Origin of the sequence: Nonomuraea jabiensis (assembly GCF_014204795.1) — a bacterium.
Taxonomy (GTDB): Bacteria; Actinomycetota; Actinomycetes; order Streptosporangiales; family Streptosporangiaceae; genus Nonomuraea; species Nonomuraea jabiensis.
Genome location: NZ_JACHMB010000001.1, coordinates 9,682,159 through 9,695,013, shown reverse-complemented (window position 1 = coordinate 9,695,013; position 12,855 = coordinate 9,682,159). Strand labels below are relative to the sequence as shown.

At 72.6% G+C, this 12,855-nt stretch carries 12 protein-coding genes and 1 pseudogene; 3 read left to right on the top strand and 10 right to left on the bottom strand.

All coding sequences use genetic code 11. From position 1 onward, the window contains the following. Positions 1–150: 150 nt before the first annotated feature. The 4 genes from HD596_RS44335 to HD596_RS44325 form a co-directional block, all read right to left on the bottom strand. The gene (locus HD596_RS44335; protein ID WP_185075369.1) at positions 151–1,053 is read right to left on the bottom strand and encodes an RNA polymerase sigma-70 factor; all 903 of its coding nucleotides are present in this window, start codon (positions 1,051–1,053) and stop codon (positions 151–153) included. Positions 1,054–1,093: 40 nt separating this feature from the next. Next, positions 1,094–1,228 carry a hypothetical protein gene (locus tag HD596_RS64240; protein ID WP_281398315.1) on the bottom strand — a complete coding sequence of 45 codons (135 nt, stop codon included), beginning with the start codon at positions 1,226–1,228 and terminating at the stop codon, positions 1,094–1,096. Further along, positions 1,225–2,016 (bottom strand): class I SAM-dependent methyltransferase, encoded by a 792-nt coding sequence (locus HD596_RS44330; RefSeq protein WP_185075368.1) that lies wholly within the window; start codon positions 2,014–2,016, stop codon positions 1,225–1,227. Before HD596_RS44330 ends, HD596_RS64240 begins: the two co-directional genes overlap by 4 nt. Before the next feature lie 200 nt (positions 2,017–2,216). Continuing rightward, a complete protein-coding gene (locus tag HD596_RS44325) occupies positions 2,217–2,972 on the bottom strand; it encodes an SDR family oxidoreductase (RefSeq protein ID WP_185075367.1) in 756 nt (251 codons plus the stop codon). Between the two features lie 349 nt (positions 2,973–3,321). On the opposite strand from HD596_RS44325, the pseudogene HD596_RS62785 reads away from it, so the two are divergent. After that, positions 3,322–3,744 (top strand): annotated as a pseudogene (locus HD596_RS62785) (sigma factor); the annotation flags it as partial. A gap of 366 nt (positions 3,745–4,110) precedes the next feature. On the opposite strand, the gene HD596_RS44315 reads toward HD596_RS62785, so the two are convergent. The 6 genes from HD596_RS44315 to HD596_RS44290 are packed head-to-tail and all read right to left on the bottom strand — an operon-like array spanning position 4,111 to position 9,669. Further along, a complete protein-coding gene (locus HD596_RS44315; protein ID WP_185075366.1) occupies positions 4,111–4,908 on the bottom strand; it encodes an HAD family hydrolase in 798 nt (265 codons plus the stop codon). Continuing rightward, positions 4,905–6,107, bottom strand: coding sequence for an MFS transporter (locus HD596_RS44310; protein WP_185075365.1), 1,203 nt, complete (start codon positions 6,105–6,107; stop codon positions 4,905–4,907). The genes HD596_RS44315 and HD596_RS44310 overlap by 4 nt, the downstream gene beginning before the upstream one ends. Next, positions 6,107–7,063: an HD domain-containing protein gene (locus HD596_RS44305; RefSeq protein ID WP_185075364.1), complete on the bottom strand. Its 957-nt coding sequence runs from the start codon at positions 7,061–7,063 to the stop codon at positions 6,107–6,109. Before HD596_RS44305 ends, HD596_RS44310 begins: the two co-directional genes overlap by 1 nt. Beyond that, positions 7,060–8,214 carry an NAD(P)-dependent oxidoreductase gene (locus tag HD596_RS44300; protein WP_185075363.1) on the bottom strand — a complete coding sequence of 385 codons (1,155 nt, stop codon included), beginning with the start codon at positions 8,212–8,214 and terminating at the stop codon, positions 7,060–7,062. Before HD596_RS44300 ends, HD596_RS44305 begins: the two co-directional genes overlap by 4 nt. 46 nt (positions 8,215–8,260) lie before the next feature. Beyond that, a complete protein-coding gene (locus tag HD596_RS44295; RefSeq protein ID WP_185075362.1) occupies positions 8,261–8,962 on the bottom strand; it encodes an SDR family oxidoreductase in 702 nt (233 codons plus the stop codon). Then, on the bottom strand, positions 8,959–9,669 hold the full coding sequence (locus HD596_RS44290; protein WP_221519842.1) for a phosphoribosylaminoimidazolesuccinocarboxamide synthase: 711 nt from the start codon (positions 9,667–9,669) through the stop codon (positions 8,959–8,961). Before HD596_RS44290 ends, HD596_RS44295 begins: the two co-directional genes overlap by 4 nt. Positions 9,670–9,935: 266 nt before the next feature. On the opposite strand from HD596_RS44290, the gene HD596_RS44285 reads away from it, so the two are divergent. Beyond that, a complete protein-coding gene (locus tag HD596_RS44285; protein WP_185075361.1) occupies positions 9,936–11,489 on the top strand; it encodes a hypothetical protein in 1,554 nt (517 codons plus the stop codon). A gap of 18 nt (positions 11,490–11,507) precedes the next feature. Beyond that, a complete protein-coding gene (locus HD596_RS44280) occupies positions 11,508–12,839 on the top strand; it encodes a serine hydrolase domain-containing protein (protein WP_185075360.1) in 1,332 nt (443 codons plus the stop codon). The last annotated feature ends 16 nt before the right edge of the window (positions 12,840–12,855 follow it).

The following is a 12,855-nucleotide window of genomic DNA, read 5'->3' as shown; positions in this document are numbered from 1 at the left end:
AGGAGAGCAGGCCGGTTTCCGCGCTGTGGAGGTGCCGGCGTGGCCGCCGGGCAACGGGGTCGTCCGCACGATGTCCTCTGTTCTTTCGGAGTCGGCAGTTAAGACAGGACAGCCGCTCGTCTTGTGACACCCCAGGCCAGCCGAACCCGTCTAGCCTCCTCGCGAGCGGTCGAACGAGCCGAGTTTGGCCGGGTTGACGATCCACATGACGTGGTGGATGCCCTGCGGCGAGGCCTCGATGGTGAGCAGGGTGACCTCGGTGCGGCTGCGCGGGACGAGCACGGCGGCGCGCCCGTTCACCTCGACCCAGGTGATGTCGGCGCCCGGCCAGAACCGCGGCGCGTACGCGGCCAGGAACCTCGCCACGCGGGCGCTGCCCAGCAGGGGGAAGCGGGCCGCCCCGCGGATGCCGTTGCCGTCGGAGGAGCTGACGACGTCCGCGGCGAAGAGGTCTTCCAGGGCGGCGACGTTGCCCGTCTGGGCGGCGTCGAGGAAGACCGCCAGGAGGTGTCGATGCTCGGTCTTGTCGATGGGCTCGCGCCGCGCGGCGGTCAGCCGTTTGCGGGCGCGGCTCACGAGCTGGCGCGCGTTGACCGTGCTGACCTGCAGGATCTCCGCGATCTGCGGGTAGGGGTAGACGAAGGCCTCACGCAGCACGTACGCGGCCCGCTCGGTGGGGGTGAGCCTTTCGAGCAGCAGCAGGAAGGCGAGTTCGAGCGCTTCACCCCGTTCGGCGCCCAGCGTGGGGTCCATGCTGGTGTCCACCGGTTCGGGGAGCCAGGGCCCGATGTAGGCCTCGCGCCGTGAACGGGCGGACTGGGCGACGTTGATGGCCAGGCGGGTGGTGATCAACGCCAGGAACGCCGGAGGGTTCTCGACGGTCGAGCGGTCGGTGTTCTGCCAGCGCAACCAGACTTCCTGAAGGATGTCCTCGGCTTCCACCGCGCTGCCGAGCATCCGATAGGCGATGCCGAACAGGCGCGGGCGCAGCTCGACGAAGGCGGACGCGGCCCGTTCGAGTGCGTTTACCTGTTCCGGTGATTCCACATGCATGTTTGTCCGATCCGGGTTCGCCGCTGGTGCAGGTGGTTCATCAGCTGCCTTGACGGTCGCAGGGGGTGGATGCTTCTTCCCGTACGTGATCGCCGGGCCGGGAGGCGTCCTCCAGCGCCTCGACCGCGTCGAGCAGGCCCCGCAGGCCGATCTCCTCGCCGCTGGGAGCGCTCATCTTTCCTCCATGCGTGACTTGAGTGGATGCCCGGCAGGCCGGCTGACCGCGTGGATCAGTCGTACAGCGATCTGGCCGGAGGCGAACAGGCGGGTGAAGCGCTCACCCTGGTGAGCGGCCAGCGCGTACGCGGGCTCGGCCCGGTGGCGGGTCGCGATCACCGCGGCGACCTGCTCGGCGCGACGCGACCAGGACGGCGGCATCCCGCCGGGCTGGTCGGTCTGCTCGACGATCTCGAACCCGGCGCCGGCGAGCAGCCCGGCAAGCTCCCCCTGGGTGGGAAAGTGGTTGCCGTCCGGCACCGGAAGGAGCTGCGGGCCCCGGGCGATGACCACCAGCAGCCCCAGTGAGGCGCCGGGCGTCAGCACCCGGTGGATCTCGCCGAGCACCGCGGCCTTGTCCTGTACGGTGCACAGCACCCCCAGACACCAGGCGGCGTCGGCCGACCCCGTTCGGAGGGGAATGCGCCGCCCGTCCCCCGCGATGACGGGCAACCCGAACAGCCGGGCGGCGGCCCGGCCCGCGGCCGGCATCGGCTCCAGCAGGATCGGCCGGACCCCGAACCGCTCTACGGCCCAGGCCGCCGGCCCGCCGGCGCCCGCGCCCACGTCCAGCAGCCTGATGCCGGGCGACAGCTCGCACGCCTCGGCCAGCCAGGCCAGTGCCGCCGGACTCGCGCTGCCACGGCAGGCGGCCGGGATGGCGTGGCGCTCCCCCAGTTGCTCGACGGCGTCGGCGGTCCAGGCGGCGACATCATCGAATTCGGCGACCATCGCCGATGCGGTCACCGCGTAACCCCTGTCCCGTCGAGGGTCCCGTCGGGGGCGCGTGCGCTGCCCGCCGGCCGTCCGGTCGTCGTCATGGCAGCCATCGGCGCCCAGGCCGGGCTTGGGGCACGACGGCTGGGCCCGATGGTCGCCGCGTCGCCGCGCCCGATGGTCGCCGTGTCGCCGCCGCACCTGGAACAACCTTTCCTGCCTGGGGCGCACTACTGGCCGGTGGGGGTGCGGTCGAGCCAGTCGCGGTAGTGGATGGTGCCGAGGATCGCGCCCTCGCCCGGCACCAGCGTCCGCTCGCCCGGCACGCTGCCGTAGTAGCGGGCCTGCGGGTCGGTGACCACCGTGCGCGGGTCCGCCCAGGCGGCCAGGGCGTCGCGGAAGAACTCGTCCATCCGGACGTCGTCCGGGCCGCCCACCTCGATGCGGCCGTTCAGCGGCTCCCCGACCGCGACCCGGCCGACCGCCTGCGCGACCTCCTCACCGGCGATGGGCTGGAACCGCACCGGCGCGATCCGCACCGTGTCGCCGTCCGTGGCCTCGTCGGCGATGGCACGTACGAACTCGAAGAACTGTGTCGCGTGCACGAGCGAGAACGGGATCCCCGACTTCTCGATCAGCTGCTCCTGGGCGATCTTGGCTGCGAAGTAGCCGTTGTCCGGCATCCGCTCCGTGCCCACCACCGACAGCGCGACGTGATGGCCGACCCCGGCCGCCGCCTCCGCGGCCAGCAGGTTGCGCGTGGAGGTCTCGAAGAACTCCATCACCGCCGCGGGCTCGAACGACGGCGAGTTCGACACGTCGACCACCACCTGCGCGCCCGCCAGCACCTCCGCCAGCCCTTCACCGGTCAGGGTGTTGACGCCGGTGCTCGGCGCCGCCACCACCGCCTCCTGCCCCTGCTCGGCCAGCTTGGCCACCAGCTTAGACCCGATCAGGCCGGTCCCGCCGATCACGACGATCTTCATGGCGTCCCCTTGTCCATCCGCCGGGGCACCCGTGTGCCGACCGGTCGCCAGCTAAGACAGGGCAGCCTTCGGGCTTGTGACAGCCGCCGCGAAATCTTTTCCCCTTTTCTGGATGAAGACCTCGTCAAGACCGACGGTTGAGACCTCCCGCCTGAGCGCCGCGATCTCGGCGGGAACGGGCGCGATGGCCTCTGGCCGCAGGTGGGCAAAGCCGTTACGGGAGCAAGACCGGGTAGCGCCGTGAGGTGTGACAGGAAGAAATCTTCCTGGCCTGTACCTGCCCGCCGGCCTGACCTCGGCGTTCGGGGGGTAACAGTCGAGGAATCGCACTTGTGAGCAGCAGGGGGCGATGGCGGTGGCCGATCTGGAGCAGGCGGCGGCGGTGTTCGCCGGCGTGCGGCCACGCCTGTTCGGGATCGCCTACCGGATGCTGGCCAGCGTCACCGAGGCTGAGGACCTGGTGCAGGACGTCTGGCTGCGCTGGCAGGTCTACGACCGTGCCACGGTCGACGATCCCGCCGCGTTCCTGGCCACCACGACCACCCGGCTGGCGATCAACGCCACGCAGTCCGCCCGCGTCCGCCGCGAGACCCGCCTCGGCCCGTGGCTGCCCGAACCCGTCGACGCCGGCGCCGATCCCTGCCTTGGCGCCGAGCGGGCCGAGGCCCTGGAGTTCGCGGTGCTGCTGCTGCTGGAACGGCTCTCGCCCACCGAACGTGCCGCGTACGTGCTGCGGGAGGCGTTCGACTACCCCTACCGGCAGATCGCCGGCATCATCGAGCTCAACGAACCGGCCGTACGCCAGCTCGTCAGCAGGGCCCGCAGACGCATCCTCATCGCCCGCCGCACCCCCGTGACCAGGGCCGAACAACGCAGGCTGCTCATCGCCTTCGTCGCCGCCGCCCGCCGCGGCGACATGAGCGCGCTGGAGGAGCTCTTCGCCGCGGACGTGATCGGCGCCGTTCGCGGTTGCCGGTTCCCGGCCGCGTTCGCCAACCGGTTCTGGAGCGGACCCGGCGTGACCCGCGCGAAAGCGACGGGCCGGACGCGGCCGGGCCGCGACGGGCAGTTCTGCACGGTCTGCACAGCCTCTGGTCTTTTACCGGGGAGCGGTTGGCGAGGGTCCAGGTGGAGGCGGTCAGCGCAAGAGGGCGCGGATCAGCGAGGCCACGCCGTCGTCGTCGTTGCTGGGCAGCAGGATCCGGGCCGCCGCCTTGACCTCGGGGTGGGCGTTGGCGACGGCCGCGGGCAGGCCGGCCCTGCGGAGCATGGGAAGGTCGTTGGGCATGTCCCCCACGGCGGCCGTGGCGGCAAGGGGGATGCGCCGGTGCGCGGCCGCCCACCGCAGGGCCTCGCCCTTGTTGGCGTGCTCCGGCGAGATCTCCAGGAAGTGCGCGGTGGAGAACGTGGCCCGCAGCCCGGTGACCGCCTCGCCGGCGAACGCGCCGGCGAGCTGCGGCGCCGACAGCTCGGGGTGGGCCAGGAGCACCTTGACCGCGCGGTTGCCGCGGCTGGCGCGGCCGAGGAGGTCGGCCGAGGCGGTGTGGGGCCAGCAGCCGGGCACCAGGTCGGCGAAGCCGGGTTGCAGCACCAGCTCGTGCTCGGTGTCCAGCCCCAGGACACCGCCTGGCACCGACCGTTCGGCCCAGGCGACGACCCGCTTGAGCTGGCCGGCGGTGAAGCAGTGGTCGAACAGCACCCGCCCGGCGCAGGTGTCCCAGATCACCGCGCCGTTGCTGCAGGCGAGCAGGCCCCGCAGTCCGGCCTCCCGCGCCCATTCCAGAGCGTCCCGGGTGGGCCGCCCGGTGGCGACCATGACCTGCAGGCCGGCGGCTCGGGCGGCGGCCAGCGCCTTGGCGGTGTCGCGGCTGAGGCCGCCGGCGCTGGTGAGCAGCACCCCGTCCAGATCCGTGCACAGCAGCCGGACCGGTGTCATACGGCGGCCCCCGCGGGGTCGTCGGCGGTCTCGGCGCTCCCGGCCGCCAGGCACCGCTGCCCGGCCGCCAGGACGACCACGCCCACGGCCACGCCCAGCACCCCGACGGAGGCGGCCCAGGACTCCGTGGCGTGTTCCAGGATGATGCCCGCCGCGGTCGATCCCAGGGCGATTCCCGCCGTCATCAGCGTGACCAGCCAGGCGAAGGCCTCGGTGACCGTACCGGCCGGCGCGAGCTTGCCGACCAGGACGAACGCGGCCGTCAGCACGGGCGCGAGGAAGAGCCCGGTGAGGATCATGAGGGCGGCCATGTACGGCGGGGACGGCACCAGGCACAGCAACGCGTACGCGCCGCCCAGCCCGAGGGTCAGCAGCAGCGTGCGCCGCGGCGGCGAGGACGACCAGCGCACCGCCCCGTAGCCGAGACCCCCGGCCAGGGCGCCGAAGGCGTTCAACGCCAGCAGCGTGGCCGCCCCGCCCACCACGTAGCGGTGCTCGGTGTAGAAGACCACCAGGACGTTGAGGCCGCCGATGGCGGCGCCGACCCCGGTCAGGCTCACCAGCAGCACGCTCAGGCCACGGCTGCGCAGCGGCCCGAGCCAGTCGGGCGAACGGACGGGAGCCTTCCAGTTGCGGGTGGGCGCCGCGGTGGCGACCACGAACACGCCCAGCAGGCCCAGCAGCGCCCCCACCCACAGGGCGCCCGCCGTGGATCCGGCCGCCACGCAGCCGGCCACGACCAGGGGGCCACCGACGAAGACCAGTTCCTGGGAGGCCGAGTCCATGGCGTAGGCCGACTCCAGCCGGGCGGGCGGGACAAGGTCAGGCCACAGCACCCTGAGGCAGGGCTCCAGCGGCGGGGTCGCCGCCCCCGCCAGCAGGGCGCCGGCGATGACGAGCACCGGCTCGGAGGGGGCCAGCGCGATCGCGATCAGGCCCGCGCCGGCGGCGACGGCGGCCGGCACCAGGACGCGGACCTGGCCGACCCGATCCACCAGCCGGCCGAGCACCGGACCGCCGCCGGCGGCGGCGATGGCGAAGGCTCCGGCGGCCAGGCCGACGAAGTCGTAGCTCGCGCCCCCCTGCCGCAGGACCAGCGGGATCGCCAGCGCCGCCATCGCGCTGGGCAGCCGCCCGACCAGCGTCCCGAGCAGCAGGCGGGTCACGTACGGGGCCCGGAGCAGGCCGAAGTAGCCCATCACCGGCTCCACAGGTGCAGTTGGAGGGCGACCGGGTGGTTCTTGCGCAGGTGCAGCTCGATGTCGGCGGTCCCCTCGATGTGGTGGTGCGGCCGTTCCTGGGACAGGGCGATCCGCACGTCGGTGGCCAGCAGGTCCGGCGCGTCCGGCAGGTGGACCGCCGCCGGCTGTCCCTGTTCGTCGAAGGTGAGCGAGATCCGCCCGCGGAAGCTGACCCGCACGAGCGGCTCGTCGGCGTCGCCGCGGGGCTCTGCCACCGACAGGTAGCGGGTGCGCGGGTCCCACAGGACCCGCGAGCAGGCGGGCTGCCCGCTGTCCCACTCGGAGCGGAACCCGGCGGCGAAGCGGCGCAGCAGCAGCGCCCGGTCGGCCGCCATCCGGCGCGCGGGCTCGGTGAGCATGTCCTGCTCCAGCCGGACCAGCTTCTCGTAGAGGTGGGCCAGCACCGAGGAGGTCTCGCCCTCCCGGTAGACGTCCTTCAGGGCGGTCGCCGGGTCCCACAGCGGCTCGCCGAGCAGCCCGCCGTAGGCGAAGGCGCGGCCGATGCCGATGGCTCCCATCGCGTCGAGGTTGTCGGCGTCGTGGACCGCCGCGGCGATCGCGCACCCGCCGTCGAGCTCCTCGTCGGCGAAACGGTAGCGGCCGGTCAGCTCGACCGCACGCAAGATCGATGCATGCCAGTCGTGCGGCACGCCGCAGCCCTCCAGGACGTCCAGCACGGCCGCGCGGGCGTCCTCGGGCCGGATGGGCCGGCGGTTCTGCCTGGCCTCCTCCACCCGGTGGTAGTCGTGAACGTACGCGGCCACCCGCGCGATGCGGGGGTCGGCGCCCGTACGGGCCGCGAGCTCGCCCGCCAGGGCGGCGACCCGCTCGACGTGCCCGAGGTCGTGGGCCGAGTCGGCGGTCGCGAAGTCGACGGCCACCCGGGCCCGCACCCTGTCCAGAATCGCATTCACCGCTGTCCGTACTCCTCCCGCCAGCGCTGCGCCAGCTCCTGCTGCAGCCGCGGGTCGAGGCGGTGCAGCCCCGGCTCCCAGGTCTGCCTGGCCAGCTCCCGCGTGCACAGATACAGCTCGGTGTAGACGAGGTCAAGGACCGATCCGAGGATGCTGTGCTCCATGAAGTTCACGGGCTTGCCGTCGTTGAGCAGATAGACGGTGCGATCGGCCACCCGCAGTTCGAGCACCTCGTCGACCTCGGCCGAGGCCGACGCGGCGCGGCGCAGGCCCTCGACGTCGAACTCGACCTGCTTGGAGCTTCCGCTGGCCAGCACGACGCCGTCGCGCAGGTGCGGCAGGTCGGCGGTGGTGAGGGCGCGGTGGCCGGAGACGCCGATGATCACCTCGGCCCAGGAGAGCAGGTCCTGGCGCGGGCCCACGCGGAACCCGTGCACCAGGGCGGCCGACATCCGGATGTCGTCGGGATCGTAGACGGCGACCTGGACTCCGGCGCGTCGCAGGTGCTCGGCCAGGGCCGTGCCGATCCCGCCGTAGCCGAGCACGAGGACGCGGCGTTCGCTGAGGAGCCGGTAGAAGCGCAGCCGCAGCAGCCGTTCGACGCTGTAGGCCACCGACCGCCCGACCTGGACGTCCTCCAGGGCCTTCAGCGGGCTGTCGGCGATGGTGAACACCGGCAGGGGCAGCGGCGCGGCGCGCTCGTACTGCCACTGCCCCTGCTTGGTGTCCTCCACGATGCCGCGAAAGCCGGGCACGGCGGCCAGGTCTCGCACCGCCCCGGCGCAGTATCCGCCGACCTCCTGGATCATCACGGGCGGCTCGCCCGGCCGGGCGGCCAGCCGGGCGGCGGCGACCGCCATCGGCCCTACCTCCTCGATGGAGGCCGGCATGCTCACCGGAAGGTCTGCCAGCAGCGACAGCGCCTCCGGCTGGGCGCTGTAGGGCACCGGGACGATCTGGGCGAGCTCGGTGGAGCGGCTCAGCAGCCGCACGTACGGCACGGCGGTGTCGAGCAGGTGCGCGATCAGGATCGTGCGGGCGGGCGGCATCGGCCAGTCGGCCTGGGCGCTGCGCAGCACGGGCAGGTCGCAGGCGCGCGAGGCGTGTCCGGCGCGGGAGGCCACGGGTTTGCGCTCGAGAATGGATGTCATGGGAAGGTCCCCCTCGCGGAGATGGAGAGATGGCGGGCGGACGGCTTCAGACCGCTTGGAGCCGGTTCAGGCCGGTCACAGCCATGTCGGGCAGGTGCGCCGGGCGCAGTTCGAGCTCGCCGATCGCGGTGTCGGCGGGCGCCTCGACGACCCACCGCACGGCTTGGGCGACGGAGGACGTCGACAGCTTGAACGGTGAGTCGTCACCGATCTCGTTGGCGATCGCGCCGGGGCTGATCAGCGTGGTGCGCACGCCGTTCGGCCGCTCTTCCAGCAGGAGCACCTCGGCCAGCGCTTTGAGGGCCGCTTTGCTGGCGCAGTAGGCCGCGCCGCCCTCGAAGTAGCGGCTGGCGGCGTGGCTGCCCATCAGGACGATGCTGCCCTTGCGCGGGCGCAGGTACGGCAGCGCCGCCTGGAGCAGCGGCAGCACGGAGACGATGTTGACCTCGAAGGCGGCCCGCCAGTCGGGCAGGCTGAGCGTGCCGATCCTGCCCAGGGACCGCGTGACCGCGTTGACGACGAGCGAGTCGATCCGCCCCCGCCGGCGCGCGACCGTCTCGACGGCGGCCGTCACCGCATCGGCCGACTCCAGGTCGCACGGGGCTTCGGCGAGCCAGGGCTGGCCCGCCGACGTGCGGTTGAGCCCCCAGGCCTCCCAGCCGCCCGCGTGGAGCTCGGCGGCGATGGCCAGACCGGTGCCGCGGTTCGCGCCGGTCACGATGGCGACCGGGCGGTGCGCCTCGGTCATGCCGGGAGCCTGCCGACCAGTTCGGACCAGACGGAGACGATGTGCTCGTGGCTGGCCCCCTGCCGGAACAGGTCCTTGTCCAGCGAGTGGCCCTGGTGATCGCGCAGCCGCATGCAGTCGGGCGATATTTCGGAGTTGATGATGAGATCGCCTTCGGGGTTCGGACCGATGATCAGGCAGAAATCCCAGAGATCCAGTGGTTCCAGCCATTTCCGGAGGCAGTCATTGCATTCTCGGGCAATGCGGCGGAACTCCTCGACATCCACTCCGTAGGCCCACAGATAGTCCTCTCCGATGGGCTGGTCCTCGGGATCGGTCCGGAAGTCGAACTTCACCACCGCGGGGCGGAAGACATGGCCTTCGGGGAAGAGGCCGGGATACTTGCGAAGAGTCGATCCGACGGACCGGTTCTTGACGATGACCTCGAAGGGCGGAGCCGGCACGTAGTCGGCGAGATAGGTGGTCTCGCCGAGCCGCTCCCGGAACACCGTACGGATGCCGCAGGCGTGCAGCGCGCGGGCCGCACGCTCGTAGAAGTCGAGGCGCAGGCGCGCGGTCGCGGGCACGAGCTCGTCGCGGTCGAAGGTGTGGCTGCGCAGGCTGGGGATCAGCTCGACCGTGCAGGTGCCGTCGTCGCGCCGCCAGATCCGTTTGCTGCGGCCCTCGACCGTGGGCGGCCCGATAATGCCATTCTTGGGAGGGGTCACAGAACAGCATGGTCATTCTTATGAGTGGCGATGTCAAGCGTAATTCAGCCGGGAAATCTTCAGCCCTTTCCGGAGATATTCACTGATCAGACTATTTGTATTATCGCCTGTCATCGCCCTAACGGATAAGCGAAATACGCGTCGATATCCGCTTTAAGTGGCTTCGGGATCGCCGCGGCAGGCTAACGTCGCGGCGTCCCGGCCCGATAACGCACCAGCGGCCCTTCCGACCAGCCGCGCCGACCAGCGTGCCGAGGAGACAGCCCATGAGCGACGATGTACGCGTCACGATCGAAGCGGTCCCCCGCACGGGCCTGACCGCGCAGCGGCTGCGCCAGGCGGTCGCCGAGCACCCGGAGGCGCTGGCCGCGCTCGAGGTCGCCGACCCCGACCGGCTCACCGTGGCCTTCGCGCCCGGCCTCGGCCACGACCCCGGCGAGAACGCCCCGTTCCAGGCCACCGTGTTCGACCCGGTCGGCAACCGCGCCGTCGAGCTGCGCGGCACCCTCGACCGGCCCGAACGCGCCGAGCTGCGCCCCAGCGCCTACCGGCCGCAGCCCAGCCGCGAGGAGCTGGCGGCCGCCGCCGAGATCCTGCGCGCCGACCCGCGCTTCCCGGCCGGCGAGAACGTGGTCGTCTACCGGCCCATGCCGCCGCTGGCCGACCTGGAGAACCCCGACGGCACCACCGTGCGCCGCCCCACCCTCGGCCTCTACACCCCCGGCGAGCCCACCGGGCTGCGCCACCGCATCGTCGCCGTCGACCTGGTCAACCGCGCCGTCGACTGGACCCCGTCCGGGATCAACGTGCGCATGCACCACGACTGCGAGCACAGCGTCCCCGAAGGCGTCGACGCGCTCACCGACCGCGGCGGCCCCGACCAGGTGCGGGTACGCGTGCGGCGCGGCTCCACCGAGCTGTGGAACCTGCTGGTGGTCCGCCCGCGCGCCTCGGCCCCGCAGAACCCCGGCGTGGGCGGCGGCGTCGAGCTGCGCGAGGTGCGCTACCGCGGCCGGCTGGTGCTCCGGCAGGCCCACGTGCCCGTCCTGAACGTCGAGTACGAGGAGGGCACGACCTTCCGCGACGACGCCAGCTTCGAGACCCGCTTCAACGCGGTCGGCACCGACCCGGTCGGCTGGGGGTGGCGGTTGTGCGACAGCCCGCCCCGTACCATCCTGGAACGCCCCTCGACCGACGCCGGCAACTTCCAGGGCGTGGCCTTCCACCACGACGGCGAGCAGCTGCGCATCGTCAGCGAGCTGGCCGCCGGCTGGTACCGCTACGCCAGCGACTGGCGCCTGGCCGACAACGGCGACATCAGCCCCCGCTTCGGGTTCGCCGCCACCGCCAACCCGATGACGTGCATGGTGCACCGCCACCACGCCTACTGGCGGCTCGACTTCGACATCGAGGGCGCCGGCAACGACGTGGTCGAGCAGATCGACGACACCGGCTCGATCATCCCCGAACCCGTGCCGATCATCCGCGAGACCTCCCGCAAACGCCTCCACCCCGCCCTGTACTGGCAGGTACGCGACAAGTCCTCGGGCCGCGGCTACCAGATCCACCCCGGCGAGTTCGACGGCACCGCCGACGCCTACGGCGTGTCCGACCTGTGGTTCCTGCGCCACCACCCCCGCGAGCTCGACGACGGCAACCCCGGCCCGCGCGACCGCGCCGCGCTCAACCGCTTCCTCAACGGCGAGAGCCTGGACGGCGCCAACGTCGTGGTCTGGTACGCCGGCCACTACTACCACGACCAGGCCCACCCGCAGCCGCACCAAGGTGAGCTGATAGGCCCGCAGCTGGTGCTCATCTAGCGGCTAATCTTGTCGCTCATGAGCCAGGTGGGACACGCGACGGCGCGCGCTCTGCTGCGCAGACTGGCCGTCGAACAGGCCGAAAGCAGAGTTCCGTCGCTGGCGGCGGCGATCGTGCGCGACGGGAGGCCGGCGTGGTTCGGCGGGCGCGGCCGGGTGGACGGCGCGCCGCCGACCCAGGCCACCCAGTACCGGATCGGGTCGATCACCAAGAGCATGGTCGCCGTCGTGGTCATGCGGCTGCGCGACGAGGGCGCGCTGCGGCTGTCCGACCCGCTGCAGGAGCACCTGCCGGGCACGCCGCTGGGCCACCTGACCATCGCCCAGCTGCTGTCGCACACCGCCGGCCTGACCGCCGAGCCGCCCACCGCCTGGTGGGAGCGCACCCCCGGCGTCCCCGTCGCCGACCTGCTGGAACGCCTCGGGCCCGGCGAGCTCAAGCACCGGCCCGGGCGCCGCTTCCACTACTCCAACGTCGGCTTCGCCCTGCTGGGCGAGCTGGTGGCCAGGCTGCGCGGCACCACCTGGCTCAAGGCGCTGCAGTCGGAGGTGCTCGACCCGCTCGGCATGGACGACACCACCGCCCGGCCGCGCGCCCCGCACGCCACCGGATACGCCGTCCACCCCTACGCCGACGTGGTGCTGGCCGAGCCGGAGCACGACGCCGAGGCGATGGGGCCGGCCGGGCAGCTGTGGTCCACGCCGCACGACCTGGCGCGATGGGCGGCGTTCCTGGGCGGCGACACCGCGGGGGTGCTGTGCGGCGACACGCTGGCCGAGATGCGCGAGCCGGTCGGGGTGGACGACGGCGACTCCTGGAGCGTCGGGTTCGGGCTGGGCCTGCAGCTGTACCGCCCCGGCGGGCGGCGCCTGGCGGGGCACTCCGGGTCGATGCCGGGGTTCCTGGCCACGGTGTGGGCCGACCCCGGCGACGGGGTGGGGGTGCTGTTCATGGCCAACACCACCTCGGGGATGAAGGGCTCGCTGCTGACCGACCTGCTGGACATCCTGGAGGAGTACGAGCCGCGCCTGCCGGACGAATGGCAGCCGGTCGCCGCCGATCCCGGGCTGCTGGCGCTGACGGGGCTGTGGCACTGGGGGCCCAAGCCGTACACGCTGCGGCTGCTGCCCGAGCGCGCCCTGTCGCTGGAGCCGGTCGGGGGCGGCGGGCGGGCCTCGCGGTTCGTGCCGCAGGCCGACGGGACGTGGCTCGGGCTGGACGGCTACTACGCCGGGGAGACGCTGCGGGTGGCCCCCGACCATCTCGACCTCAACACGTTCATCTTCACCCGCACCCCCTACGACCCGCAGGCGCCGGTGCCGGGCGGGGCCGGCGACTGGCACGCCTGAGGGGCACGCCGCCGCC

Coding starts and splice junctions, on each gene's coding strand:
- HD596_RS44310 (WP_185075365.1), bottom strand. CDS start 6,107: ATGGGCTACTTCGGCCTGCTCCGGGCCCCGTACGTGACCCGCCTGCTG.
- HD596_RS44335 (WP_185075369.1), bottom strand. CDS start 1,053: ATGCATGTGGAATCACCGGAACAGGTAAACGCACTCGAACGGGCCGCG.
- HD596_RS44280 (WP_185075360.1), top strand. CDS start 11,508: ATGAGCCAGGTGGGACACGCGACGGCGCGCGCTCTGCTGCGCAGACTG.
- HD596_RS44325 (WP_185075367.1), bottom strand. CDS start 2,972: ATGAAGATCGTCGTGATCGGCGGGACCGGCCTGATCGGGTCTAAGCTG.
- HD596_RS44300 (WP_185075363.1), bottom strand. CDS start 8,214: ATGACATCCATTCTCGAGCGCAAACCCGTGGCCTCCCGCGCCGGACAC.
- HD596_RS44315 (WP_185075366.1), bottom strand. CDS start 4,908: ATGACACCGGTCCGGCTGCTGTGCACGGATCTGGACGGGGTGCTGCTC.
- HD596_RS44285 (WP_185075361.1), top strand. CDS start 9,936: ATGAGCGACGATGTACGCGTCACGATCGAAGCGGTCCCCCGCACGGGC.
- HD596_RS64240 (WP_281398315.1), bottom strand. CDS start 1,228: ATGAGCGCTCCCAGCGGCGAGGAGATCGGCCTGCGGGGCCTGCTCGAC.
- HD596_RS44295 (WP_185075362.1), bottom strand. CDS start 8,962: ATGACCGAGGCGCACCGCCCGGTCGCCATCGTGACCGGCGCGAACCGC.